This window comes from Micromonospora sp. WMMD961 (assembly GCF_029626145.1).
Taxonomy (GTDB): Bacteria; Actinomycetota; Actinomycetes; order Mycobacteriales; family Micromonosporaceae; genus Micromonospora.
Genome location: NZ_JARUBJ010000002.1, coordinates 2,831,735 through 2,857,690, shown reverse-complemented (window position 1 = coordinate 2,857,690; position 25,956 = coordinate 2,831,735). Strand labels below are relative to the sequence as shown.

Annotated in this window: 26 protein-coding genes; 8 read left to right on the top strand and 18 right to left on the bottom strand. The window is 71.4% G+C overall.

What is annotated here, in order from left to right; all coding sequences use genetic code 11:
* Positions 1-179: 179 nt before the first annotated feature.
* The 5 genes from O7614_RS13505 to O7614_RS13485 all read left to right on the top strand — a co-directional run bounded on the left by O7614_RS13505 (position 180) and on the right by O7614_RS13485 (position 5,552).
* Complete coding sequence (locus O7614_RS13505) at positions 180-1,511, top strand: MFS transporter (RefSeq protein WP_278138794.1); 1,332 nt, start codon at positions 180-182, stop codon at positions 1,509-1,511.
* Between the two features lie 66 nt (positions 1,512-1,577).
* A complete protein-coding gene (locus O7614_RS13500; protein ID WP_278138793.1) occupies positions 1,578-3,095 on the top strand; it encodes a GMC family oxidoreductase N-terminal domain-containing protein in 1,518 nt (505 codons plus the stop codon).
* 176 nt (positions 3,096-3,271) lie between these two features.
* A complete protein-coding gene (locus tag O7614_RS13495) occupies positions 3,272-4,120 on the top strand; it encodes a GNAT family N-acetyltransferase (RefSeq protein ID WP_278138792.1) in 849 nt (282 codons plus the stop codon).
* Positions 4,121-4,160: 40 nt separating this feature from the next.
* On the top strand, positions 4,161-5,018 hold the full coding sequence (locus O7614_RS13490) for a hypothetical protein (RefSeq protein WP_278138791.1): 858 nt from the start codon (positions 4,161-4,163) through the stop codon (positions 5,016-5,018).
* 180 nt (positions 5,019-5,198) lie between these two features.
* Positions 5,199-5,552 (top strand): MmcQ/YjbR family DNA-binding protein, encoded by a 354-nt coding sequence (locus O7614_RS13485; protein ID WP_278138790.1) that lies wholly within the window; start codon positions 5,199-5,201, stop codon positions 5,550-5,552.
* Between the two features lie 43 nt (positions 5,553-5,595).
* Here the strand turns inward: O7614_RS13485 and argH are convergent, their stop codons facing one another.
* The 17 genes from argH to O7614_RS13400 form a co-directional block, all read right to left on the bottom strand.
* Positions 5,596-7,059, bottom strand: a complete 1,464-nt coding sequence (gene argH, locus O7614_RS13480) for an argininosuccinate lyase (RefSeq protein WP_278138789.1) — start codon at positions 7,057-7,059, stop codon at positions 5,596-5,598.
* 76 nt (positions 7,060-7,135) lie between these two features.
* On the bottom strand, positions 7,136-8,347 hold the full coding sequence (locus O7614_RS13475; RefSeq protein ID WP_278138788.1) for an argininosuccinate synthase: 1,212 nt from the start codon (positions 8,345-8,347) through the stop codon (positions 7,136-7,138).
* Entirely contained in the window at positions 8,344-8,859 is a 516-nt protein-coding gene (locus O7614_RS13470; protein ID WP_278138787.1) for an arginine repressor, read from the bottom strand. Before O7614_RS13470 ends, O7614_RS13475 begins: the two co-directional genes overlap by 4 nt.
* Positions 8,856-9,854 carry an ornithine carbamoyltransferase gene (gene argF / locus O7614_RS13465; protein ID WP_278138786.1) on the bottom strand — a complete coding sequence of 333 codons (999 nt, stop codon included), beginning with the start codon at positions 9,852-9,854 and terminating at the stop codon, positions 8,856-8,858. Before argF ends, O7614_RS13470 begins: the two co-directional genes overlap by 4 nt.
* A complete protein-coding gene (locus tag O7614_RS13460) occupies positions 9,851-11,128 on the bottom strand; it encodes an acetylornithine transaminase (protein WP_278138785.1) in 1,278 nt (425 codons plus the stop codon). The genes argF and O7614_RS13460 overlap by 4 nt, the downstream gene beginning before the upstream one ends.
* Positions 11,125-12,030: an acetylglutamate kinase gene (gene argB / locus O7614_RS13455; protein ID WP_278138784.1), complete on the bottom strand. Its 906-nt coding sequence runs from the start codon at positions 12,028-12,030 to the stop codon at positions 11,125-11,127. The genes O7614_RS13460 and argB overlap by 4 nt, the downstream gene beginning before the upstream one ends.
* A gap of 55 nt (positions 12,031-12,085) precedes the next feature.
* A complete protein-coding gene (argJ, locus tag O7614_RS13450; protein WP_278138783.1) occupies positions 12,086-13,258 on the bottom strand; it encodes a bifunctional glutamate N-acetyltransferase/amino-acid acetyltransferase ArgJ in 1,173 nt (390 codons plus the stop codon).
* Positions 13,255-14,256: an N-acetyl-gamma-glutamyl-phosphate reductase gene (gene argC, locus O7614_RS13445; RefSeq protein WP_278138782.1), complete on the bottom strand. Its 1,002-nt coding sequence runs from the start codon at positions 14,254-14,256 to the stop codon at positions 13,255-13,257. The genes argJ and argC overlap by 4 nt, the downstream gene beginning before the upstream one ends.
* Before the next feature lie 232 nt (positions 14,257-14,488).
* Entirely contained in the window at positions 14,489-17,068 is a 2,580-nt protein-coding gene (gene pheT / locus O7614_RS13440) for a phenylalanine--tRNA ligase subunit beta (RefSeq protein ID WP_278138781.1), read from the bottom strand.
* Positions 17,069-17,108: 40 nt separating this feature from the next.
* Positions 17,109-18,176 (bottom strand): phenylalanine--tRNA ligase subunit alpha, encoded by a 1,068-nt coding sequence (pheS, locus tag O7614_RS13435; protein WP_278138780.1) that lies wholly within the window; start codon positions 18,174-18,176, stop codon positions 17,109-17,111.
* A gap of 219 nt (positions 18,177-18,395) precedes the next feature.
* Positions 18,396-19,247 carry an RNA methyltransferase gene (locus tag O7614_RS13430; RefSeq protein ID WP_278138779.1) on the bottom strand — a complete coding sequence of 284 codons (852 nt, stop codon included), beginning with the start codon at positions 19,245-19,247 and terminating at the stop codon, positions 18,396-18,398.
* A 29-nt stretch (positions 19,248-19,276) separates the two neighbouring features.
* Complete coding sequence (gene rplT, locus O7614_RS13425; protein WP_007458417.1) at positions 19,277-19,669, bottom strand: 50S ribosomal protein L20; 393 nt, start codon at positions 19,667-19,669, stop codon at positions 19,277-19,279.
* Between the two features lie 32 nt (positions 19,670-19,701).
* Complete coding sequence (gene rpmI / locus O7614_RS13420; RefSeq protein ID WP_030488428.1) at positions 19,702-19,896, bottom strand: 50S ribosomal protein L35; 195 nt, start codon at positions 19,894-19,896, stop codon at positions 19,702-19,704.
* Between the two features lie 19 nt (positions 19,897-19,915).
* Positions 19,916-20,566, bottom strand: a complete 651-nt coding sequence (infC, locus tag O7614_RS13415) for a translation initiation factor IF-3 (protein WP_278138778.1) — start codon at positions 20,564-20,566, stop codon at positions 19,916-19,918.
* A 357-nt stretch (positions 20,567-20,923) separates the two neighbouring features.
* Complete coding sequence (locus tag O7614_RS13410; RefSeq protein WP_278138777.1) at positions 20,924-21,406, bottom strand: PH domain-containing protein; 483 nt, start codon at positions 21,404-21,406, stop codon at positions 20,924-20,926.
* Between the two features lie 282 nt (positions 21,407-21,688).
* Positions 21,689-22,534: an ATP phosphoribosyltransferase gene (gene hisG / locus O7614_RS13405; RefSeq protein WP_278138776.1), complete on the bottom strand. Its 846-nt coding sequence runs from the start codon at positions 22,532-22,534 to the stop codon at positions 21,689-21,691.
* Positions 22,535-22,583: 49 nt separating this feature from the next.
* Positions 22,584-22,847, bottom strand: a complete 264-nt coding sequence (locus O7614_RS13400; protein ID WP_030335709.1) for a phosphoribosyl-ATP diphosphatase — start codon at positions 22,845-22,847, stop codon at positions 22,584-22,586.
* Positions 22,848-22,981: 134 nt separating this feature from the next.
* Between O7614_RS13400 and O7614_RS13395 the strand changes: the two genes are divergently transcribed.
* From O7614_RS13395 to O7614_RS13385, 3 genes are read left to right on the top strand one after another with little or no spacing between them, the layout of a single operon-like run.
* A complete protein-coding gene (locus O7614_RS13395; RefSeq protein WP_278138775.1) occupies positions 22,982-23,845 on the top strand; it encodes an ABC transporter substrate-binding protein in 864 nt (287 codons plus the stop codon).
* Entirely contained in the window at positions 23,842-24,687 is an 846-nt protein-coding gene (locus tag O7614_RS13390; RefSeq protein ID WP_278138774.1) for an amino acid ABC transporter permease, read from the top strand. Before O7614_RS13395 ends, O7614_RS13390 begins: the two co-directional genes overlap by 4 nt.
* A 3-nt stretch (positions 24,688-24,690) precedes the next feature.
* On the top strand, positions 24,691-25,434 hold the full coding sequence (locus O7614_RS13385) for an amino acid ABC transporter ATP-binding protein (protein WP_278138773.1): 744 nt from the start codon (positions 24,691-24,693) through the stop codon (positions 25,432-25,434).
* Positions 25,435-25,453: 19 nt separating this feature from the next.
* Here the strand turns inward: O7614_RS13385 and ribH are convergent, their stop codons facing one another.
* On the bottom strand, positions 25,454-25,954 hold the full coding sequence (ribH, locus tag O7614_RS13380) for a 6,7-dimethyl-8-ribityllumazine synthase (RefSeq protein ID WP_278142249.1): 501 nt from the start codon (positions 25,952-25,954) through the stop codon (positions 25,454-25,456).
* Positions 25,955-25,956 lie beyond the last annotated feature (2 nt).

The window sequence follows — 25,956 nt, the reverse complement described above, 5'->3', positions numbered from 1 at the left end:
CCGCTCGCAGGCCACGTTCTAGGAATTTCGTCCGAGCTGTGGCGGCTGCCGCCCGCGATTCAGGTCCCGGAGCCGGTCAAACGCCGGGATTTCTCCCGATGCCGCGCCCGTTGCCGGCCGTGATCATCGATAGCGCCCGCCCCGACCTCCGACTCCTGAGCCCTGGAGAAAACCCGCCCATGAGGATGTCTCGCTCGCTCTACCGCAGCATGACCGGCTTTCCCAGCGGATTCTGGGTGCTGTGGAGCGCGACCCTGGTGAACCGGATGGCCACCTTCGTCTATCCGCTTCTCGGGATCTACCTGACCACCGAACTCGGGTACTCGGCCACGACCGCCGGGCTCGTGCTGGCGACCTTCGGCATCGGATCCGTCGCAGGATCCTTGATCGGCGGTGAGCTGACCGACCGAATCGGCCGGCGCCCGACGATGGCCGGCGCCCAACTCCTCGCCGCCGTGTCGACCGCGATCATGGGCTTCACCCCGAACGGGGCGACTATCGCCGTGCTGGTGTTCTTCATGGGGCTCGGTGTGAGCGCGTCGCGGCCCGCGGTACAGGCGATGATCGTGGACATGGTCCCGCAGAAGGACCGCGTTCGTGCCTTCTCGGTCAACTACTGGGCCGTCAACATCGGCTTCGGTTTCTCCGCCGTGGTTGCCGGTTATCTCGTACACGAGGGTTATCTCTGGATCTTCCTCGGCGATGCCGCCACGACCTTGATCTGCGCCGTGGTCATGTGGGTCCGGTTGCCGGAGACCCGGCCCGAGCGTGCCGACACCGCCTCCTCGGGCACCGAGGCGCCCATCAGCTCTCGGCAGGTGTTCCGAGACTCCCGGTTCATGACGTTCTGCCTGCTCGCCCTCGGCGTGTGGCTGATGATGTACCAGGGGTGGAGCATCCTGCCGGTCGACATGGCCGGCCGCGGGATCAGCACCCAGGCGTACGGGTTGATCATCGCATTGAACGGCGTGGTCATCATCCTGCTGCAGATCCCCGTCACCGCCCTGGTGAAGGGGCGCAAACTCGGCCTGGCTCCGGTGCTGACGCTCAGCGCGGTCCTGCTCGGTGCGGGATTCGGCCTGACCGGCCTCGCCGGCACCTCGTTGATCTTCTCCGCGCTGTGCGTGGTGATCTGGACCCTGGGCGAGATCCTGTACGCCCCCGCGTCGTCGGCCGCCGTGGGCGAACTGGCGCACACGCAGACCCGAGGCCGCTATCAGGGCGTCTACAGCCTGAGCGGCTCCGTGGCGTCGGTCCTGGCGCCACTTCTGGGCGGACTGGTGCTGGACCACCGGGGCGGATACGCCCTCTGGTCCCTCTGCGCCGCCGTCGGTGTGGTCGCCGCGGCCGGCTTCTGGATCCTGTTCCTCCGGGCCGCCCGGAGCGCTGACGGCTCGGGAGGGGACGTCGGGGGCAGGTCCGCGGGCCCACAGGGTCCGGTGTCGAACCCGGCGCTCCGGCTACCCGCCCGCGCGGTTCCCGCCCAGAGCATCACTGCCGGCATCCGCTAGCCGAACGCGCCGACCCGACCGGCGCCGCGGACAGCCAACACCCTTGCACCTGAAAGAGGATTCATCATGCCTGGTTATGACTACATCGTGGTGGGCGGCGGCTCAGCCGGATCGGTGATCGCGGCACGGCTGTCCGTACGCCTCTCCGTACGGGTACTGCTCCTGGAGGCCGGGAGCAGGGAATTGCCGGCCCTGAGCGCCGTACCGGCGGCGTGGCCCGCCCTCATGAACTCGCCCGCCAACTGGGGAGACGTTTCGGTGCCGCACGCGCAGACCGGCGCGACGCTCCTGCAGCCACGGGGGCGCGGGCTCGGCGGCTCCTCGGCCATCAACGGCATGATCTTCCTCCGCGCCCACCGGTCGAGCTACGACGCCTGGTCGAAGGCGGGCGCGGACGGCTGGGGCTACGACGACCTGCTGCCGTACTTCCAGCGCACCGAGCGGACGCGGGACAGGAACGCGGCCATCCGCGGCCAGGAGGGCCCGATGCAGGTAGCTCCTGCGGCTTCCGTGCACCCGCTGATGGCGGCGGCAGGAGAGGCAGCCGTGGAGGCGGGACACCCGCGTGCCGTCGACTTCTCCAATGGGCTGGAAGACGGAGTCGGCCTGTTCGACCTCAACATCGTCGACGGCGTACGCCAGACCGCCGCCGACGCCTACCTCCGGCCGGTCCTGCACCGGCCGAACCTCCACGTGGTGACGGACGCAGTGGTCCACCGGCTTGTCTTCGACGGTAACCGGTGCGTCGGCGTCGACTACACCGTCGCGGGCGAAACGAAGTCGGCGCAGTGCTCCGGTGAGGTGGTGTTGACGGCGGGCACGACCGGCTCGGCACAGCTCCTGATGCTCTCCGGGATCGGCCCCGAGGAGCATCTGCGCGAGGTCGGTGTCGACGTGCTGGTGGACGCGCCCGAGGTCGGCGCGAACTACCACGACCACCCCACCACCACCGTCACCTACACCTCATCGCGAGAGGTACCCGGCAGTGCCGGAAACCACGCCGAGGTGGGTGTACGCCTGCGCAGCGACCCCGCCCTGGCCGTGCCCGACGTGCAGCTCATCCTCAGCGAGGCGCCGCTGTCGCCGCTGGCTCCGCAGGTCGAATACGGCCACGGATACTCCTTCCTCGTCTCGCTGATGAACCCACGCAGCCGCGGCACGATCCGCCTCTCCGGCGCCGCCCCGGAGGCGCCCCTGCTGCTCGACCCCAACTGCTACGCCGACCCCCGTGACCTCGACGCCATGATCGGGGGACTGCGCGCGGCCCGTCAGATCGGTGCGGCACCCGCGCTCGCCCCGTGGCGAGGCGAGGAGGTGGTCCCAGGACCGATCAACGATGACGCGACCCTGCGCCAGTACATCCAGGAGAGCCTCGTCGTCTACTGGCACCCGGTCGGCTCCTGCCGGATGGGGTCGGACCCGACCTCGGTGGTCGACGAGGAGTTGCGGGTCAGGGGAGTCACCGGGCTGCGTATCGCCGACGCGTCCGTCATGCCCTCCATCCCGGCGGCCAACACGCATGCGACCGTGCTGGCCGTGGCCGAACGGGCGGCGGATCTCATCAGGGGCCTCACCCGCCCGTGAGCCGCGCCGTGGGCCGACCCTGGTCCCTACCGCCACGCCGCCCGCACACCGGGCCCGGTCTGCCGCCCGGCCCGTTGTCCCGATCCCACTGGGACGCCGACCCGCTCCCGTGCCGCCGCCCGGTGGATTCGACGAACCCTCGTGCCAGTGAGTCCAACCCTTGACCGGAGCACAGCATGTCACCAGCTGACCTGACCAAGATCGCCGAGCTCGTCGAGGCGGAGGTGAACTACCGACTGGACGCCGCCGTACCCGAGCCGACCCGCCGAGCGCTCGGCATCACCACCGGCCGGATCGGCGGCGGAACAACGGTCTCCGTTCGCAACGACCCGACGGGTGGCATCTTCAACAAGTCCCTGGGGCTCGGTGTCACCGAATCGGTTACCGACAAGGTGATCAGCGAGGTGCTCGACTTCCACCGGACGCACGGCAGCCCGATGGCCCACATCCAGATCGCCCCGGAACTCCTGCCGAGCGAATGGGCCGACATACGTGCCGGCCACGGCCTCGAACCGGGCGGCGAGCTGGTCCGATTCGCGGCGGAGGTGGGCGACGTCAAGCCCGCCGGCACGGATCTGCGCGTCGGGCTGGTCGGTGCGCAGGAGACCGACGAGTGGGCGGCGCGGCTCTGGGAGTTCTTCGGCGTGCCCGACCAGCACCTGATCGAGGTGTTTGCCGCCGTGGCCCGGACCGACGGCTTCCAGGCGTTCGCCGCGTGGGACGGTGACCAGATGGTCGGCGTGGCCAACCTCTTCCTGCACGGGAAGTCGGCCCACCTCAACTCCGGAGCGACCCGGGAGAGCCACCGCCGCCGTGGCGTGCAGTCGGCCCTGATCGCCGCCCGAGCCGAACACGCGGCGGCAGCCGGTTGCCGTTGGCTCGTCAGCGAGGTCGGCAAGCCCGAGGTCGAGGGTACGAACCCGTCACTGAACAACATGGCCAGGGCCGGATTCACCCGGCTCTACGACCGCCGGAACTGGATCTGGCGGCCGGCGACCACCCTCGTGACGGCATCGCGCTCGTGAGCCGTCCACCGACCCCGAGCGCCCTGACGATTGGTAGGACATGAGCACGAAAGCCGGCGAGACACCGCCGCAGCGGCCTGAGCGGCCCGCTCCGGACCTCAGCGGACTGCACGAGGTCAGCGGATTCCCGTTCCCCGTCCATGTCAGTCCGGGCGGGGCCGAGCGGGGTGTACTCGTCGCGCAGCGCGCCCAACAGGTGGCTTCCTGGTTGTCCGAGACGGTCGGCGCCCCGCCGACACCGCCGCTCTTCGTGGTCGGTCCGCGGGACTGGGCGAAGGTCGCCATCTTCCCGATCTACGGCGTGGTGCACGTGTCCCGCGACCGAATGGTGATCAACCAGGAGCTCCCTCCCATGTGGGACGCATTCCTGGACAACGTCATCCCGGAGCTGCCGCAGCAGACCACGGGGCAGTTGAATGCCCGCTTCGGCGACCCGATCGATCTCGCCCCGCTGAACGACCTGTTCGTGGCCCACGAGATGAGCCATCTCTCGCACGACTTCGCGGGCTGGCATGACCCGGGCAACCTCTGGCTCCGGGAGTTGATCGCGAACGTCGGCATGGTCGGTTACCTCTCGGAAGCCGAGACGGAGATGCTGCCGATCCTCGACGCGGCTACGGCCTGCTGGTCGACACCCATGCGGTGGCCGATACGCGAGCTTGCCCGCATCCGCGAGCCGGCAGACGGCCACGGGCTCGACGGGGTGGCCAACTACATCTGGTTCCAACTCGGACTGATCATCGTGGCCCGGCGGCTGTGGGACAGACATGGGCCGGCAGCCTTCCAGCGCCTGTGTGAGGTGTCACGGGGCCCGGAGCTGACCCGACCGGACGTTCTCGCGATGCTCGACGAGATCGACCCTGAGGTCGGACAGGCGGTGAGGAACTGGCCCACCTGACGGATCGCCGCCCCGCTGCCCCACTGCGGTGGCGGGGCGGCCGGTGCTCGTCCGGGAGCGACGGCCTGAACCGCCGTGGCGCCGACGGCATGCGCCGACGCCACGGTGAGATCAGCCGGCCAGGTCCCCTGCGGCGGCGGTCGGGCGGGGGCACACTGTGCGCAGGACGAGGAGGCACCCATGGAGCGCGCGGAGATGCTGGCGTACTGCCTGGCCAAGCCGGGGGCATGGCTGGACCGGCCGTGGGAGGGCGACGAGGTGGTGAAGGTCGGCAGCCGGATCTTCGCGTTCCTCGGCAACGGTGCGGGTGAGCCGACGGTCGGCGTCAAGTGCGGGCCGACCCGGGAGATGGCCGACGAGTGGCTGCACCGGCACCCCCACGACGCCCGGGTGATGGCCTACATCGGCCGCTCCGGGTGGAACACGCTGCGCCTGGACGGCGGGATCGACGCCGAGGAGTTGACCGAGGCGGTCGACGGGTCGTACGAGATGGTGGTTGCCAAGCTCCCGAAGCGGGAGCGCCCGACGGTCTGAACCGGCCGCGGCGCCGGCGGAACGCGCCGACGCCGCAGCGGGGTCAGCGCGGAACGACCGACTCGGTGGCCCACTCCCGCCAGCCGGTCAACCGGTCGGCGGCGGCGGCGAGCTGGTCGGCGACCGGGCCGGGGCCGGTGGAGCCGGGGGTGGTGCGGGCCGCGAGGGCCGAGCGGACCGAGAGCACGTCGCGCACCGACGGGTCGAGGTGCCCGCTGATCGCGGCCAGGTCGTCGTCGGAGACGTCCTCCAGCTCGCATTCCCGGGCCGCGCAGAGCGCCACCAACCGGCCGGTGATCTCGTGCGCGTCGCGGAACGGCACGTTGCGCCGGACCAGCCAGTCGGCAACCTCGGTGGCCAGGGAGAACCCGACCGGGGCGGCGGCGACGAGACGGTCCACCCGGACCGACATCGTGGAGATCATTCCCGCCAGGGCCGGCAGCAGCAGCTCCAGGGTGTCGACCGCGTCGAAGGCCGGCTCCTTGTCCTCCTGCATGTCCCGGTCGTACGTCATCGGCAGGCCCTTGAGCATGGTGAGGACGGTGACCAGGCCACCGATCAGCCGCCCGGACTTGCCGCGCGCCAGCTCGGCGATGTCCGCGTTCTTCTTCTGCGGCATGATCGACGAACCGGTGGCGAACGAGTCGTCCAGCTCCACCCAGCCGAACTCGTGCGACGTCCAGAGCACCACCTCCTCGCCGAGTCGGGACAGGTGCACCCCGATCATGGCGGTGGTGAAGAGGAACTCGGCGACGAAGTCCCGGTCGGCGACCGCGTCCATGGAGTTGGCGAACGACGTACGGAAGCCCAGCTCCTTGGCCACGGCCACCGGGTCCAGGGGCAGCCCGGAACCGGCGAGGGCACCCGCGCCGAGCGGGCTGACGGCCGCCCGGTGGTCCCAGTCGCGTAGCCGCTCCAGGTCCCGCAACAGCGGCTGCACGTGGGCGAGCAGCCAGTGCCCGAAGGTGACCGGCTGGGCGTGCTGGAGGTGGGTCATGCCGGGCGCGGCGGTGTCGATGTGCCGCTCGGCCTGCTCGACCAACGCCTCGGCCAGCTCGACGAGGCGGCTGGCCACGCCCCGGGCGTGGTCACGCAGGTACAGCCGCAGGTCGGTGGCGACCTGGTCGTTGCGGGACCGGCCGGCCCGCAGCTTGCCGCCGAGGCTGCCGAGGCGCTCCAGCAGACCGCGCTCCAGCGCCGTGTGCACGTCCTCGTCGTCGATGGTGGGGCGGAACGCCCCGGAGGCGCAGGCGGCCTCCAGGTCGTCCAACGCGGCCAGGATCCGACCCAGCTCCTCCGGGTCGAGCAGGCCGGCGCCGGCGAGGACCCGGGCGTGCGCCCGGGAGCCGGCGATGTCGTACGGGGCCAGGCGCCAGTCGAACTGCACGCTCACCGACAGTCGGGCGAGCGCCTCGGCGGGACCGCCGGCGAACCGGCCACCCCACAGACTCGTCCGGTTGGTGGCGGCGCTGTTCTCGGTCAGGCTCTTGTCGTCCACGTCGCCCATCATTGCTCTGCTTGCCTTTCGGTCGCGACTGCGGGGCCTACTCGCTGCGCTCGCGCTGCGCTCGCGCTCGCACGTCTCACTGCGCGCCACCGCCCAGCCGGGCGTCCCGGGCGGCGGCCAGCCGGCTCGGCAGCCCCCACAGCTGCACGAAACCCTTGGCCAGGGACTGGTCGAAGGTGTCGCCGGTGTCGTAGGTGGCCATCTGAAAGTCGTAGAGGCTCGCCTCGGAGCGCCGGCCGGTGACAGTGGCCCGGCCGCCGTGCAGGGTCATCCGGACCTCGCCGCTGACGTGTCGTTGCGCGTCGTCGATGAACGCGTCCAACGAGTCCTTCAACGGCGAGAACCACAGGCCGTCGTAGACGAGTTCGCCCCACCGTTGGTCGACGCTCTTCTTGAAGCGGGCCAGGTCCCGCTCCACTGTCACCGCCTCCAACTCCTGGTGGGCGGTGATCAACGCGATCGCGCCGGGCGCCTCGTACACCTCACGGCTCTTGATGCCCACCAGGCGGTCCTCGACCATGTCGAGCCGGCCGACGCCGTGGGCGCCGGCACGCCGGTTGAGCTCAAGGATCGCCTGGTACGGGGTGACCGTCTCACCGTCGACCGCCACCGGTACGCCGGCGTCGAAGGTGATCACGACCTCGTCGGCGTCGCGGTCCTGCGCCGGATCGGCAGTGTACGAGTAGAGGTCCTCGACCGGGGCGTTCCAGATGTCCTCCAGGAAGCCGGTCTCCACCGCGCGACCCCAGAGGTTCTGGTCGATGGAGTACGGCGACCTCGCCGACACGTCGATCGGCAGCCCTCGCTCCTCGGCGAAGGCGATCGCCTTGTCCCGGCTCCACGCGAAGTCCCGAGCCGGCGCGATGATCTTCAGGTCGGGGGCGAGCGCGTTCAGGCCCACCTCGAACCGGACCTGGTCGTTGCCCTTGCCGGTGCAGCCGTGCGACACGATCGTGCCGCCGTGCGCCCGCGCCGCCGCCACCAGGTGCTTCACGATCAACGGCCGGGACAGCGCCGACACCAGCGGGTAGCGGTCCATGTAGAGGGCGTTGGCCCGGATGGCCGGCAGGCAGTACCCGGCGGCGAACTCGTCCCGCGCGTCGACCACCTCCGACTCGACGGCGCCACAGTCCAGGGCACGCTGCCGGATCGCGCCGAGGTCCTCCCCGCCCTGACCGACGTCGACCGCGACCGCGATCACCTCGGCACCGGTCTGCTCGGCCAGGTACGGAATGGCGACGGACGTGTCCAGCCCTCCGGAGTACGCGAGGACGACCCGTTCACTCATGACGTGGCGTTCCCTTCGACGTTGTCGTCCCGTCGGGCCCAGCCGGCGAGCTTTTCGCCGAGCGCGGCCCCACCGACGGCCTCGCGGGCCACGACGAGGATGGTGTCGTCGCCGGCGATGGTGCCGACGATCTCGGGCAGGCCCGCCCGGTCCAACGCGCTGGCCAGGTACTGGGCTGCGCCCGGCGGGGTACGCAACACGGCGATGTTGCCGCTGGAGTCGACGCCGTTGAGCAGCTCGTGCAGCAGCCGCATCAGCCGGGCCGGCGCGGCCTCGGCGTCGCGCAGCGGTCGTTTGCCGTCCTCGGGGATGAGGTAGACGGCCGGGCCGTCGCCGCCGCGCACCTTGACCGCGCCCAGCTCTTCGAGGTCCCGCGAGAGGGTGGCCTGGGTGACGCCCACACCGTCGGCGGCGAGCAGGTCGGCCAGCTCGGTCTGCGACCGGATGGCCTTGTCGCGGATCAGCTCCACGATCCGGGCGTGCCGGGCCGCGCGGGTCAGCGGGGCGGTCATCGGGGTCCGCCTGCGGTGGTGTCGCCGGCGGTGGTGTCACCGGTGGTGGTGTCCCCAGTCGCGGCGTCCCCCGTCGCGGTTCCCAGCAGGAACGTCAGCAGTGCCTTCTGGGCGTGCAGCCGGTTCTCTGCCTGGTCGAAGACCGCGCTCTGCGGGCCGTCGAGCACCTCGTCGGTGATCTCCTCGCCGCGGTGTGCCGGCAGGCAGTGCAGCACGATCGCGTCCGGCGCGGCCTGACCGAGCAGCTCCTTGTTGACCTGGTACGGGAGGAAGGGCGTGATCCGGTCCAGCCCGTCGGACTCCTGACCCATCGAGGTCCAGGTGTCGGTGGCGAGCACGTCGGCGTCGCGTACCGCCTGGGTCGGGTCGGTCAACACCCGAACCGATCCGCCGGTCCCGGCGGCGATCCGGGCCGCCCGGTCCACCACGGCCGGGTCGGGCGCGAACCCGACCGGGCCGGCGACCCGGACGTGCATCCCGGCCGTCGCGCCGGCCAGCAGGTACGACTGCGCCATGTTGTTCGCACCGTCCCCCACGTACGTCAGAGTGCGACCGGCCGTGCCGCCACACCTCTCCCGGATGGTGAGCAGGTCGGCCAGCAGTTGGCACGGGTGGAAACCGTCGGTCAGCGCGTTGACCACCGGCACGCTGGCCCCCGCCGCCACCTCGGCGATCCGGTCGTCGCCGTGGGTGCGCAGCACGATGGCCGCGACGTAGCGCGACAGCACGCGCCCCGCGTCGGAGAGGGACTCGCCCCGGCCGAAGTGGGTGACCTGCGTGTCCACGACGAGGGGGTGCCCGCCCAACTCGGCGATCCCGGCGTCGAACGAGATCCTGGTCCGCAGGCTCTGCTTGTCGAACAGCACCGCCACCGAGCGGGGGCCGACCAGCGGCCGGTGGCCGAACCGGTCCGCCTTCATCCGCGCCGCCAGGTCGAGGACCGTGGACTGCTCGGCGGGCGAGAGGTCGTCGTCGCGCAGGAAGTGCCGGGTCATACGGTCGTCCCCGTCGTGGTGGTGGTGGTCGGCGTCGAGATCTTGGAAGATTTCGGCCCCTGGAGGGGCGCTTTCCCTCCAAGATCTGTGTCGGTTCCGGCGGCGGCCGGGGTGGTCGCGTCCAGGGCGGCGGGCAGTGCGGCGACGAAGGCGTCCGCCTGGGCTGCGGTGAGAATCAGTGGCGGGGCCAGCCGGAGCACTCCCGGCTGCACCGCGTTCACCAGGAAACCGGCCTCCCGCAGAGCGTCGGCGAGCACCGACGCCACCGGCGCGGTGAGCGCCACGCCGAGCAGCAACCCGGTGCCGCGTACGCCGGCGACCAGTGGGTGGTCCAGCGCCTCGATGCCCCGGCGCAGCCGCTCACCGACCCGCTTGACGTTGTCCAGCAGCCCTTCGTTGGCGATGGTCGCCACCACGGCGAGCGCCGCCGCGCAGCTGACCGGGTTGCCGCCGAAAGTGGTGCCGTGCGAGCCGGGGGTGAGCAGGTCGGCGGCCGGGCCGAAGGCCAGCGTGGCGCCGATGGGCAACCCGCCGCCCAGACCCTTGGCCAGGGTGACGACGTCCGGCTCCACACCCTCGGCCTGGTGCGCGAACCAGTGCCCGGTACGACCGATGCCGGTCTGCACCTCGTCGAGGACCAGCAACGCCCCGTGCCGGGCGGTGATCCGCCGTGCCGCGGCGAGATAGCCGGCCGGCGGGACGACCACACCGTTCTCGCCCTGGATCGGCTCCAGGATCACCATGGCGGTGGCGTCGGAGACGGCCTCCTCCAGGGCGGCCACGTCGCCGTAGTCGACGTGGGTCACCTCGCCGGGCAGCGGCCGGAACGGGTCGGCCTTGGCCGGCTGGCCGGTCAACGCGAGGGCCCCCATGGTGCGACCGTGGAAGCCGCCCCGGGTGGCCACCACGTGGGTGCGGCCGGTGCGCCGGGAGAGTTTGAACGCCGCCTCGTTCGCCTCCGCGCCCGAGTTGGCGAAGAACACCCGGCCAGGTCGGCCGGCGAGCGCCAACAGCAACTCGGCCAGCGCGACCGGCGGCTCGGCGACGTAGAGGTTGGACACGTGCCCGAGGGTCGCCACCTGCTTCGACACCGCCGCCACCACCGCCGGGTGGGCGTGACCGAGGGCGTTGACCGCGATGCCACCGACCAGGTCCAGATATTCCCGGCCGGCGTCGTCGACCACGACGGCACCGGCGCCGGAGACCAGCGCCAGCGGCGGCGTGCCGTAGTTGTCCATCATGGACTGCTTCCAGCGCTGCCCCAACGTGCTCACGGCGCGACCATCCCGTCTCCCGGCACCACCATCGTTCCGAACCCTTCCGAGGTGAACACCTCAAGCAACGTGGAGTGCGCCACCCGACCGTCGACGACGTGCGCGGCGGGCACTCCCCCACGCACCGCCCGCAGGCAGGCCTCCATCTTCGGCACCATGCCCGACTCCAGGCTGGGCAGCAGCTTGGCCAGGTCGTCCGCGGCGATCTCGGAGACCAGGCTGGTGGTGTCCGGCCAGTCCGCGTACAGGCCGGCGACGTCGGTGAGCACGACCAGCTTGCGGGCCTGCAACGCGATCGCCAGCGCGGCCGCGGCGGTGTCCGCGTTGAGGTTGTGCAGCACCCCGTCCGCGTCCGGCGCCACCGTGGAGATCACCGGGATCCGGCCGGCCTCGATGAGGTCGGTCACCGCGGACACGTCGACCGACTCGACGTCCCCGACCTGACCCACGTCGACCGGCAACCCGTCCACGTACGCCGGGCGGCGCACCGCGGTGAACAACCGGGCGTCCTCGCCGGAGAGACCGACGGCGTACGGGCCGTGCGAGTTGATCAGACCGACCAGTTCGCGGCCCACCTGCCCGACCAGCACCATCCGGACCACGTCCATCGCCTCGGCGGTCGTCACCCGCAGGCCACCCCGGAACTCACTGGCGATGCCGAGCCGACCCAGCATGGCGGAGATCTGCGGACCCCCGCCGTGCACCACCACGGGCTTCAGACCGGCGTAGCGCAGAAAGACCATGTCGGCCGCGAACGCCCGCTGCAACTCGGGATCGGTCATCGCGTTGCCGCCGTACTTGACCACGACCGTGGAACCGGAGAAACGCGCCAACCAGGGCAACGCCTCGATCAGCGTCTCCGCCTTGACCTGGGCCCGGGCGAGATCAGTGCTGAGGCTCATCGCGCCGGCCTTTCGTTCGCGACTGCGGGACTCCGCTTCGCTGCGTTCCTCGCGCTCACGTCGAGTACGCCGAGTTCTCGTGGACGTACGCGTGGGACAGGTCGTTGGTCCAGATCGTCGCCGCCGACGTACCCGCGTGCAGGTCGATCCGGATGGTCACGCTCCGCCCGGTCAGGTCGACCTTCGAGCGGTCCTCGGCCCCGGCGCCACGCCGGCACACCCACACGCCGTTGACCGCCACGTCCACCTCGTCCGGGTCGAACGCGGCGGCGGTCGTGCCGACGGCGGCGAGGATCCGGCCCCAGTTGGGGTCGTTGCCGAACAGCGCGGTCTTGACCAGGTTGTTGCGGGCCACCGTACGGCCCACCTCGACCGCGTCGTCCTCGTCGGCGGCGTTCACCACATCGATGGCGACCTCCTTGGTCGCGCCCTCGGCGTCGGACACCAACTGCTGGGCCAGGTCGTGACAGGCGGCGGTGACCGCGGCGGTCAGCTCGGCCGGTGTCGGCTCGATGCCGCTCGCACCGCTGGCCAGCAGCAACACGGTGTCGTTGGTGGACATGCAGCCGTCGGAGTCGACCCGGTCGAAGGTGACCCGGGTGGACGCGCGCAGCGCCTCGTCCAGGGTCGACGGCCCGGCCACCGCATCGGTGGTGAGCACGCAGAGCATGGTCGCCATCCCGGGAGCGAGCATCCCGGAGCCCTTGGCCATGCCGCCGACCGTCCAACCGCTGCCCCGGGCCACTGTGGTCTTCGGCCGGGTGTCCGTCGTCATGATGGCCTCGGCGGCGGCCGCGCCACCGTCGCGGGACAAGCTCTTGATAGCCGACCGGACGCCGGACAGCAGCTTCGGCATCGGCAGCCGCTCACCGATCAGGCCCGTCGAGCAGACCGCTACCTCACCGGCACCGAGGATCAGCCGTGGGCTCACCGAGGTCAGCGTGGCGGCGGTGTGCTCGGCGGTGGCATGGGTGTCCTGGAAACCGCCCGGACCGGTGCAGGCGTTGGCGCCGCCGGAGTTGAGCACCACCGCGCGGACCACACCACCCTGCACGACCTGGTGGCTCCAGAGCACCGGCGCGGCCTTGACCCGGTTGGTGGTGAAGACACCGGCGACACCGGCGTCCGGGCCGTCGTTGACCACCAGTGCGACGTCCGCGCCGCCGCTGGTCTTCAGGCCGGCGGCCACCCCGGCCGCCCGGAACCCCCGAGGGGTGGTGACACTCACGGTGCGGTCCCCCAGATCGACAGGCCCGTCGTCTCCGGCAGGCCGAGCATGAGATTGGCGTTCTGCACCGCCTGACCGGCCGCGCCCTTGCCCAAGTTGTCGAGTGCGCTGAGCACGATCAGCCGACCCGAGTCGACGTCGACGGTGGCCTGCAGGTGACACGAGTTGGAGCCCAGCGTGGCCGCGGTGTGCGGCCAGCGGCCCTCCGGCAGCACGTGCACGAACGGCGCGTCCGCGTACGCCCGCGCCAGCACCTCCTGCGGGTCGACGCCGCGCGCCGGCACCGCCGTGACGGTGGCCAGGATGCCGCGCGGCATCGGCGCCAGGACCGGGGTGAACGACAGCCCGGTCGCGCCGGTGGCCTGCTTGATCTCCGGTACGTGCTGGTGGGTGCCGACCCGGTACGGCGACAGGTCGCCCATCACCTCGCTGGCCAGCAGGTGCGCCTTGGCCGCGCGGCCGGCGCCGGAGGTGCCGGAGGCGGCGACCACCACCACGTCGGCCGGGTCGGCCGCACCGTCGGCGATCAGCGGCGCGAGCGCCAGGGTGATCGCTGCGGCGTAGCAGCCGGTGTTCGCCACCCGGGTCGAGCCGGCAATCAACTCCCGCTGGCCGGGCAACTCGGGCAGGCCGTAGGTCCACTGCCCGGCGTGCGTGCCGCCGTAGTACTGCGCCCAGGCGTACGGGTCGGTCAGCCGGTGGTCGGCACCGAGGTCGACGACGCGCACCTCCGCCGGCATCTGCGCGGCGAGGGCCGCCGACTCACCGTGCGGCAGGGCCAGGAAGACCAGGTCAGCGTCGGCCAGCGTGGCGGGGTCGGTCGTGCCGAGCACCAGGTCGAGGCCGGTGAGCTGGGGGTGCACCGCGTCGACGCGGTGCCCGGCCTGGCTGTGTGCGGTGGCGGCGACCAGGTCGAACTCCGGGTGCCCGGCGACCAGGCGCAGCAACTCACCCCCGGCGTAGCCGCTCGCACCGGCAACCGCGACTCGGATCCCCATACTCACCTCCGCATGACTATGCAGCGAAGATTAACAAGGACGACTCACGAGTGCAAGTTCATGCAGTCTACTGCATGCTAATGAATAGCTCGCTTGATTGGCGCTGCGGGAGGGTCCGCACCGCCCGTCGATCATGGAGTTGTGGCGGGTGACAGAGTCCCCCAAATATCACCAAACCAGGCACCACAACTCCATGATCGATCTGACTGAGGCCGGGGACGGGCCGGTCCGGTCAGGCGCCGCGCAGGGTCGCGCCGAGGCGTTCTGCCGCGACGGCGACCGCCGCGTCCCGCGCCGCGACCGCCTCCTCGACCGTCAGCGTCCGGTCCGGCGCCCGGAAGGTCAGCTTGTACGCCAGCGACCGGCGGCCCTCGCCGAGCTGCGCTCCGGAGTAGACGTCGAACAGCCGCACGTCCTCCAGCAGCTCACCGGCGCCCGCCTCCAGCGCCCGGCGCACCTGCTCGGCCGGCACCGAGTCGTCCACCACCAGGGCCACGTCGATCAGCGCCGGCGGAAAGCCGGACACCGTGGGCGCGGGCGTCACCGGGGTCGGCGGCAGCGCGTCGAGGTTCAGCTCCATCGCGCAGGTACGACGCGGCAGCTCCAGCGCCCCGACGACCACCGGGTGCAGCTCACCGGCGTGCCCGACGACAGTGCCGTCGACCAGCAGCTCGGCGCAGCGGCCCGGGTGCCACGGCGCGTACTCGGCCGCTCGCACCTCGACCCGCTCGTCCGGGATCCCGGCGGCGCCCAGCACGTCCCGGGCCGCCTCGATGGCGTCCGCCCAGCCGGCCGGTCGACCCGGACCCCACCAGCCAGCCGGGTCGATGTCGCCGGACAGCACCGCCGCGACGTGCACCGGCTGCGCCGGGACCACCGCGTCGGCGGCCGCGAACTCCTCGTCGGTGGGGCGGCGATCCACGCCCATCGCCGGCGGGCTGCCGGCGCCGACGCGCGGGTGGAAGACCGCGCCGATCTCGTAGAGGGCGAGGTCGCGGTGACCCCGACCGAGGTTGCGCTTGAGGATGCCGAGCAGCGGGCCGAGCAGCGTGGTGCGCAGCAGCGGCTCCTCCTCGGACAGCGGGTTGGCCAGCCGCACCGCGGGGCGGCGCGGGTCGTCGGCCGGCAGGCCGAGCTGGTCGGCCAACTCCGGCGACACGAACGGGTGCGCGAGCACCTCCACGTACCCCCGCTCGGCCAGCGACCCGGCGACGGCCCGGCGGCGACGCTGTCGCGGGGTCAGACCGCGACCGGGAGGCGCGGTCGGCAGCACCGACGGCACCTTGTCGTACCCGTCGAGGCGGACCACCTCCTCGACCAGGTCGGCCGGGTCGGTCAGGTCGGGCCGCCAGGTCGGCGGGGTGACGCTCAGCGTCGTCCCGACTCCGCTGGCCACGCCGACCGCGCCCGGGTCCTCGGACAACCGGTCCGCGCCCTGCGCGACGGTGCAGCCGACCCGCTCCAGCAGGGCCACCACCCGCGCCGGCGGGTACTCGACTCCGACCCGCCGGGTCGGCAGGTCCGCCGGCAGGGTGATCGGGGTACGCGGACGGACGTGGTCGATGTCCAGGATCTCCGCGCTCGGCGTGCCTCCGCCGTGCTCGGTGAGCAGCCGCACGGCACGCTCCAGCGCGACCAGCGCCACGGCCGGGTCGACGCCCCGCTCCCAACGCTTCGCGGCCTCGCTGAACAGCTTGTGCCGCCGGGCGGTACGCCCGACCATCGCCGGGTCCCAGTGCGCCGCCTCGAAGAGCACGTTCGTGGTGCCGGCGACGACCTCGCTGGTCTCGCCGCCCATCACCGCGGCGAGTGAGATCGGGACGCCGTCGCCCTCGCCCCCGAGGGCGCTGTCCAGCCCAGCGTCGCAGATGACCATGTCGTCGGGGGTGAGCACCCGGCTGACCCCGTCCAGCGTGGTCAGCTTCTCCCCCGCCTCGGCGCGGCGGACCACCAGCGGCCCGACGATCCGGTCGGCGTCGAACGCGTGCATCGGCTGGCCCAGCTCCAGCATCACGTAGTTGGTGATGTCGACGGGCAGCGAGATGCTGCGGATGCCGGCGGTGACGAGCCGCTGCGCCATCCAGGACGGCGTGGGCGCGCTCGGGTCGACGCCCCGGACCAGGCGGGCGGTGAACCGGTCGCAGCCGACCGTGTCCCGGACCTCCACCGGGTACGCGGGCGTCTCGGTGCCGCCCGGAGCGGGCACCAGAGCCGGGTCACGAAGCGGCACGTCGAACGCGTGCGACAGCTCCCGGGCCAGACCGCGCAGGCTCAGCGCGTACCCCCGGTCGGGGGTGATCTCCAGGTCGAACACGACGTCGTCGAGGCCGACCACCGGGCGTGCGTCGTCGCCCGGCTTGGCCGTCACGTCCGGTCCCAGCACGATGATGCCGGAGTGGTCGTCGCCCAGGCCCAGCTCCTTCGCCGAGCAGATCATGCCCGCCGAGTTGTGCCCGTACGTCTTGCGGGCGCCGATCGCGAAGCCACCGGGCAGCACACCACCGGGCAGGATCACCACCACCCGGTCACCGGGGGCGAAGTTGCGCGCCCCGCAGACGATCTCCTGCGGCTCCCCGGTGCCGTTCGCGGCACCCACGTCGACCCGGCAGAACCGGATCGGCTTCTTGAACCCGGTGAGCTCCTCGATCTCGCGTACCTCACCGACGACGAGCTGACCGGTGACCGACTCGGCCAGGTCCACCACGGACTCGACCTCGATACCGAGGTCGACCAGGGCCTGCTCCAGGTCACCGGTGGGCAGGTCGGCCGGGAGGTCGACGTACTCCCGCAGCCAACTGACAGAAACTCGCATGACTTCAGACCACCGTTCCCGTGTCTCGTACCCGCATCGCCTACGCCCCGGTCCCGAGCGCGCGGCTGAACCGCACGTCGCCCTCGAAGAGATGGCGGATGTCGCTGACCCCGTGCCGGATCATCAGGGTCCGGTCGATGCCCATGCCGAACGCGAATCCGGAGTAGACCTCCGGGTCGACACCACAGGCGCGCAGCACCCGCGGGTTGACCATGCCGCAGCCACCCCACTCGACCCACTGCGGGCCGTCGCGGTGCTCCGGGAACCACACGTCGAACTCCGCCGACGGCTCGGTGAACGGGAAGTAGTGCGGCCGCCACCGGGTCCTCGCCTCCGGCCCGAACATCGCCCGGGCGAAGTGGTCGAGCGTGCCCCGCAGGTGCGCCATGGTGATGCCCTTGTCGACCACCAGACCCTCGGCCTGGTGGAACACCGGGCTGTGCGTGGCGTCGATCTCGTCGGTCCGGTAGACGCGGCCGGGCACGATCACGTAGATCGGCGGCTTACGGCTGAGCATGGTGCGGGTCTGCACCGTCGAGGTGTGCGTTCGCAGCACCAGGCCGGAGCCCTCCGGTGCGATGTGGAAGGTGTCCATCAAACCGCGCGCCGGGTGGTCGGCCGGGATGTTCAACGCGTCGAAGTTGACCCACTCCAGGTCGACCTCGGGACCCTCGGCCACCTCGTAGCCCATCCCGACGAACAGGTCGCTGATCGACTCCATCAGGACGCTCAGGGGGTGGCGGGCGCCTCGCGGACGCCGGTCGTAGGGCACTGTGACGTCCACCCGTTCCTCGACCAGCACCCGCTCGGCCTGCTCGCGCTCCAGCACCTCGGCGCGCTCGGCGTACGCGGTCTCGATCGCCCGGCGGGCCTCGTTGACCCGCTTACCGGCGTCGGACTTCGCCGCCGGCGGCAACGCGCCGATCTCCCGGCGGGCCAACGAGACCGGGGACCGGTCACCGAGGTGCACCGAGCGCAGCGCGGTCAACGCGTCCGGGTCGGCAGCGGACTCGAACGCCTTCGTGGCGTCCGAGACGGCCTCGGCCAGGGCGGCGGGGTCGAGCAGGGCGACCTGCTTCGGGTCGTACGGATCGTTGCGGTAGCTCATGGCGTACGGGCACTCCCTCACGGCGGCGCCAGCCCTCATCGGGGCGGCGAAGCGAGTCTACGGACGCGCGGCTGTGCCGCAGCCCACCGGTAGGAGTTGTGCAGGGAGCAGGTCAGGCCCGCCGCCCGCCGACACCGGCGGGCTGGCTAAACGAACGCCGTGTCGCGTTCATGGGCGGACGCTCTCCCCTGCTGTCGGTCGCGCCGGGTGTGGACACCGTCAGCGCTGTGCTCTCGCTGAAGCGTACAGGCACACGGCCGCGGCGGCAGCCAGGTTGAGGCTCTCCGCGCGCCCGTACAACGGCACCCGCACCCGGGCGTCGGCGGCGGCGGTCAACTCGTCGGGCAGCCCGTGCGCCTCCGAGCCGAACAGCCAGGCGGTGGGCCCGACGAGCCGCCCGTAGTCGGTCAGGTCGTCCAGGTCGCTGTCGCCGTACCCGGTGGTGGCGAAGATCGACAGCCCGGCGGCGCGCAGCGCGTCGACCACCGCGACCGGGTCGGCGGCGCGCACCACGTCGACGTGGAAGAGGCTGCCGGCGGAGGCCCGCACACACTTGCCGTTGTACGGGTCGACGGCGTCGCCGGCGAAGACCACCGCGCCCGCCCCGGCCGCGTCGGCGGTACGCAGCACCGTGCCGGCGTTGCCCGGGTCACGGATCTCGGCGAGCACCGCCACCAGCCGGGGCGCACCCGCGAGGGCCTGCGCCAACGGCACGTCGAGGTGCCGGCAGACAGCGACCAGCCCCTGCGGGGCGACGGTCTCGGCCAGCGCGGCGAGGGCCTCGTCGGTCACCTCGGACACGGGCACGTCGGCGTGGGCCGCCGCGGCGGCCAGCTCCGGATACCGGTCCAGGGCGGTGGGCGTACCGAACAACTCGGTGACCACCCCCGGCCGCGCGAGGGCCTCGCGGACCGCCTGTGGTCCCTCGGCCAGGAATCGGCCGGTGGCGTCGCGGTCGCGGCGGCGTTGCAGGCGGCGGGCGGCGACAACCCTGGGGGTACGCGGGGTGAAGGCCATGGTGTGCGCTCCTTCGGCACGATCGAGGCGCCCCCCGGACGGCGATGCCGACACGGGAGACGCCTCGCTCTGGTGCGTGGGGATCAGGCGGCCTGAGCCGCCGCGCCGCCGGTGCCCTCGGCCGTGACCGCGGCCCGAGCCAGCTCGACGATCGCCGCGAAGGAAGCGGCGTCGTTGACGGCCATGTCGGCCAGGATCTTGCGGTCGACCTCGATGCCGGCCAGACGCAGGCCCTGGATCAGACGGTTGTAGGTCATCCCGTTGGCCCGGGCGCCTGCGTTGATCCGCTGAATCCACAGCTGCCGGAAGTCGCCCTTGCGGTCGCGACGGTCCCGGTAGGCGTACTGCATCGAGTGCAGCACCTGCTCCTTGGCCTTGCGGTACAGGCGGGAGCGCTGACCGCGGTAACCGCTCGCGGTCTCCAGCAGGGTACGACGCTTCTTCTGGGCGTTTACAGCCCGCTTGACGCGTGCCATCTCAACTCCTTCTTACGTAAAGGTGGCGCGCGTCAGCGGCCGAGCAGCTTCTTGATGCGCTTGACGTCGGCCTTGGCCAGCACGACCGTGCCGGTCAGCCGGCGGGTCTGGGTGGAGGGCTTCTTCTCCAGGTTGTGGCGCAGGCCGGCCTGCTGGGCAACGATCTTGCCCTTGCCGGTCACCCGGACCCGCTTACCCATACCCGTGTGGCTCTTCATCTTCGGCATGTGGAACGTCTCTCCCCTGTTACTCGCCGCTGGTGTCGGCGGCGGTGCCGGTGTCACCGGCTGCTGCGGTCTCGCCGACCGCCGCGGTCTCATCGGCTGCCGGAGCGGCGGACTCGTCCGCTGCCCGGTCCCGAGGGCCACCGCGAGACGCCGTGGCGGCGACCGCGGAAGCCTTGACGGCCCGGTGCGGAGCGAGAACCATGATCATGTTTCGGCCGTCCTGCTTCGGAGCGGCCTCGACGTATCCCAGGTCCGTGATCTCGGATTCGAGCCGACGCAGGAGCCGGTAACCCAGCTCCGGGCGACTCTGCTCGCGACCGCGGAACATGATCGTCACCTTGACCTTGTCGCCCGCCTTGAGGAACCGCACCACGTGACCCTTCTTGGTCTCGTAGTCGTGCGGGTCGATCTTCGGCCGAAGCTTCATTTCCTTGATGACGGTCTGCTGCTGATTACGCCGCGCTTCGCGCGCCTTCAGTGCGCTCTCGTACTTGAACTTGCCGAAGTCCATGAGCTTGCACACCGGCGGGCGCGCCATCGGCGCAACCTCGACCAGGTCCAGATCGACGTCCGCGGCCAGCTGAAGAGCGCGCTCCAGCGGGACGATGCCCACCTGCTCACCCTCTGGGCCGACCAGTCGGACCTCACGTGCCCGGATCTGCTCGTTCACGCGTGGTTCGACGCTGATGGGGCCTCCTCGAGTCGTTTCTGCTCAGTGGCCGACCCCTGCGGCTCCCGGATGGGAACCGACCTGAAAAGCAGAAGGCCCCGGCGCATGCCAGGGCCCGCTCGACCGGTCAGCACCATCACAAGGATCGCGCATCCGACGCCGGGACATGCCCGGAACCGGTGACCGGACCCGGCCACCGTAGCGGCGACTCGGGTGGGAGCAGGCGCTCCGCTTTCAAGGCTGCCTGCTCGCACGCGGAGACAGCCTGGTCGACTCGACAACACTACACCGACGTCCCGGCCACCCCCAAACCGGGACACCCGGGGCACCATCTCGGGTAGCCCCAGGACGCGGCGCTCAGTGGTCCACGGCGCGTTCGGCGCGTTCGGCGAGGCGGACCTGGTGCGCCTGGTGCAGTCGCCGCAGCGCGCGGACCCCGTCGACGGCCAATTCCTTGTCGGCAGCCTGCAGGGCGACCATCGGCAGCAGGTCGTCGTCGTGCAGTTCCAGGCTGGCCCACGGCGCGCCCCGGTCGAAGCGGACTCCCCGCACGACCTCCCAGGGCAGCTCGTAGGAGCTGATCACGTTGCGCACCCGGATGCCACGCGCGTCCGCCTCCACCCGCGGACGGGTGAACAGCAGGAACCCCAACGCGCCGAAGACGCCCAGGCCGATCATGGCGATCTGGTCGCCGCGCTGGAAGCTGCCGTAGCCGTCGCCGGTCGGCCCGCTCAGCGAGGTGGCGACCAGCGCGAACACCACTACCAACGCAACCGCCGCCGACCAGCAGACCACGCGGATGCGGCGGGGCTTCAGGCGGACCAGCTCGGTATCACTCACCCCACCAGTCTGCCACCCACACCCAGCCTCTCAAACGCACCACCCGCTGAGCACCGCCTCAAACCTCACCGTCGACCGCCAGGACCACGACCGAGCCGACCGTCATCCGAGACCCGCCACCACAAGATCGCGCTCGCACCAGGAAGTAGTGGCCTTGAGCGCGCAGTGCGGCCACCACAACAACGATGGAGCGCGATCTTGCGGCGTTGATCAAGGCACGAGGCGCGCACCCGGACCAGCACGCGCGGCGCGGGCCGACATGCGACGACCGGGCCTGGACGGTCAGAGGCGACAGGCGTGGATGTTGGTGACGAGGATGGCACGGGCGCCCAACTCGTACAGCTCGTCCATGATCCGGTGGACGTCGTCGCGGAGCACCATCGCCTGCACCGCCACCCAGCCCTCCCGGTGCAGGGGCGAGACGGTGGGCGACTCGATGCCCGGGGTGAGCCCGCTGGCCCGGTCCAGCAGACCGGCCGGCACGTCGTAGGCGAGCATCACGTAACGGCGGGCGACCAGCACACCGTGCAGGCGGCGCAGCAACTGCTCGGCCTGCGATTGCGCGGGCGCGCCGGCGCGCCGGACCAGCACCGCCGAGGAGCGCAGCAGCGGCTCGCCGAAGACCACCAGGCCCGCCTGGCGCAGGGTCGCGCCGGTCTCCACCACGTCCGCGATCACGTCGGCGACACCGAGGCGTACGGCGTTCTCCACCGCGCCGTCAAGGCGGATCACGTCGGCCTTGACGCCCACCTCGCCGAGGTGCCGTTCGACCAGCCCCGGGTACGCGGTGGCGATGCGGTGACCGCCCAACTCCTGCACGGAGGCGATGTCGTCGGGGCGGGCGGCGAAGCGGAAGGTGGCCCGGCCGAAGGCGAGGTCGACGACTTCTTCGGCCGGCGCGGCCGAGTCGATCAACAGGTCCCGACCGGTGATCCCGAGGTCGAGGTCACCGGAACCGACGTAGGTGGCGATGTCCTTGGGGCGCAGGTAGAAGAATTCGACGTCGTTGGCCTCGTCCCGGCAGACGAGGTCCTTGGGGTCGGTGCGCTGGCGGTAGCCCGCCTCGCGCAGCATCTGGGCGGCCGGTTCGGCCAGGGTGCCCTTGTTGGGAATGGCGACACGCAGCATGACGGAGTGCTCCTTCGATCCGGTTGGCGATCAACAGGGGTGGGGGCACTCACAGATGTCGGTAGACGTCCTTGAGCTCGAGACCACTGGCGAGCATCAGCACCTGGACCTGGTAGAGCAGTTGGGAGATCTCCTCGGCGGTGCGCTCCGGCCCCTCGTGCTCGGCGGCCATCCACGACTCGGCGGCCTCCTCGACGACCTTCTTGCCGATGAAGTGCACGCCCTTGTCGAGGGCGGCGACGGTGCCCGAGCCCGGGGTGCCGGCGGCGGCCTTGGCCTGCAGCTCGGCGAACAACTCCTCGAACGTCTTCACGGGGAACGATTCTTCCAGCCACCCCACCGGCACCCCACGCCCGGGTCCGCCGGCACCCAGCCATCGGGACAATTCCCTACCAACATGGTGGGACAATTGTCGATCGATGCTCATCAAGCTCTACGCTGTCCGCCATGGCCAGCAGCTCACGTCTCCTCGCGCTCACCGTCGCCGGCGCCGTCGTCGTAGCCACCGCCGGATGCGCGCCACAGGACGAGGAACCCACCCCGACCGTCACCGCACCGCCGTCCTGCACCAAGGACAGCCTGCCCACCCGTACGCCGGGCAAGTTGACCATCGCCACCGACCAGCCCGCGTACGAGCCGTGGTTCTCCGACGACAAACCGGACAACGGCGAGGGCTTCGAGTCCGCCGTGGCGTACGCGGTGGCCGAGAAGCTCGGCTACGCCCGCGCCGACGTCACCTGGACCCGGGTCAAGTTCGACACCGCCATCGCGCCCGGGCCGAAGGACTTCGACTTCGACATCAACCAGTTCTCCATCACCGAGGAGCGCAAGCGCGCGGTCGACTTCTCCGCGCCGTACTACCTGGTGCGGCAGACCGTCATCGCGTTGAAGTCCTCGAAGATCGCCGGCCGGACGTCGCTGGCCGAGCTGCGGGACGCTCGGCTCGGCGCGCAGGTCGGCACCACCAGCTACCAGGCGATCACCGACGTGCTCAAACCGACCGCCAAGCCGCAGGTCTACAACAGCAACGACGATGCCAAGAAGGCCCTGCAGAACGGGCAGTTGGACGGTCTCGTGGTGGATCTCCCGACCGCCTTCTACATCACCGGCGCGGAGATCACCGACGCGGTGATCGTCGGGCAGGTGCCGCAGGTCGGTACGCCCGAAGCCTTCGGGTTGCTGCTGGACAAGAACTCCCCACTGACGTCCTGCGTGAGCGGTGCGGTCGGTCAGCTCACCACGGCGGGCACCCTGAAGGAGCTGGAGCAGAAGTGGCTCGCCCAGGTGGCGGGGGCGGCCGAGCTGCGGTGACCCTTCTGGATCACGTGCCGTCCGAGGCGCAGCTGCGGCGGTCGGCGTACCGGCGTCGGCAGACCGTCTACAGCGTGCTCGTCGCGGCGTCCTCGACGGCGGCGCTCGGCACGCTGCTGGTGATCGCGGTGACCGGGGCGCCGGGCTGGGACCGGGTCCGGCGGTCGTTCCTGGATCCCGAGATCGCCCGCGACGCGCTGCCGACGGTGCTGAGCGGGCTCTGGCTCAACGTACGGCTGCTGGTCTGCTGTGCGGTCGGCGCGCTGCTGCTCGGGCTGGTGATCGCCGTGCTGCGGACGCTGCGCGGGCCGGTCTTCTTCCCGGTCCGCGCGCTGGCCGCCGGCTACACCTACACCTTCCGTGGCCTACCGCTGATCATCGTGCTGTACCTGCTCACCCTCGGTGTGCCGGGGCTGCGGCTGCAGGGAATGCCGCCGGTGCTGGTGCTGGGCGGGATCGCGTTGGTCCTCACCTACGGCGGCTACCTCGCCGAGGTGTTCCGGGCCGGCATCGAGTCGGTGCACTCCAGCCAGCTCGCCGCGGCCCGCTCGTTGGGCCTGACCTACCGGCAGACGATGCGGCACGTGGTCCTGCCGCAGGCCGTCCGCCGGGTGGCGCCGCCGTTGCTCAACGACGTGGTGGCGTTGCAGAAGGACGTCGGGCTGGTCTCGCTCGCCGGACCGATCGACGCGGTCCGCGCCGCCCAGATCGCCACCGCGCAGACCTTCAACTACACGCCGTACATCGTGGCGGGGGTGCTCTTCGTGCTGCTCGCCATCCCGCTGATCGCGGTCACCGACTGGGTGACGCTGCGCGCGGCCCGCCGACAGTCGGGAGGCTGACCCATGGCGTTGCTGCGCTGTCGGGGACTGCGTAAGGAGTTCGGCGGGCACGCCGTGCTCGACCACCTCGACCTGACCGTCGCCGAACACCAGGTGGTGGCGCTGATCGGCGCGTCCGGGTCCGGCAAGTCGACCCTGCTGCGCTGCGTCAACCTGTTGGAAGAGCTCGACGACGGCACCATCGAGTTGGACGGGGAGGACATCTCCGATCCCCGGGTGGACGCGGACCTTGTCCGGCGGCGGATCGGCATGGTGTTCCAGGCGTACAACCTCTTTCCGCACCTGAGCGTGTTGGACAACATCACCCTCGCGCCGCGCCGCGTACACCGGCGGGCTCGTGCGCAGGCCGAGGCGCAGGCCCGGGAGCTGCTGGACCGGGTGGGGCTGGGCGCCAAGGCGGACGCCTACCCGGACCGGCTCTCCGGCGGTCAGCAGCAGCGGGTGGCGATCGTCCGGGCACTGGCCAACTCACCTCGGCTGATGCTGCTCGACGAGGTCACCTCCGCGCTCGACCCGGAACTCGTCGGCGAAGTGCTGACGATGATCCGCGACCTGAAGGCCGACGGCATGACCATGGTGCTGGCCACCCACGAGATGGGCTTCGCCCGGGAGGTCGCCGACGAGGTGTGCTTCCTCGACGCCGGGCGGGTGGTCGAGAGCGGCCCGCCCGAGCAGGTGCTCGGCGAGCCGACCCAGCCCCGTACCCGGCAGTTCCTGCGCCGGATCATCGAGGCCGGTCGGCTCTGAGCGAGAACCGGCCGAGGCGTCAGCCGCCGAAGCCGACCCGTTGGGCGTTGCCCGCCGCCACGGTCCGTACGGCCAGCGCCGCGTCGAGCGCGGCGACGGTGGCCGCCCAGCCCTTGTCCTCCGCCGAACCGGGCAGACCGGCGCGGTCCCGGGCCTGTTCGATGGTCTCCACGGTGAGCACCCCGTGTGCCACCGGCTTGCCCTCGTCCAGCGCCACCCGGGTCAGACCGTCGGTGACCGAGCGGCAGACGTAGTCGAAGTGGGCGGTGGAGCCGCGCACCACCACACCGAGAGCGACCACCACGTCGCAGCGGCGTGCGAGGGCCTGGGCGACCACCGGCAGCTCCACCGAGCCGGCGACACGGGCGACCACGGAACGCGCCCCGCACGCCTCGGCCGCCGCCACCGCACGCTCCAGCATGTGGTCGGTCAACTCGCCGTGCCAGCGGGCGGCGACGACCCCCACGGTCAGCCCCGCGGCGTCCACCGCGTCGATTCCCGGCTCACCGAATCCCGCCATCG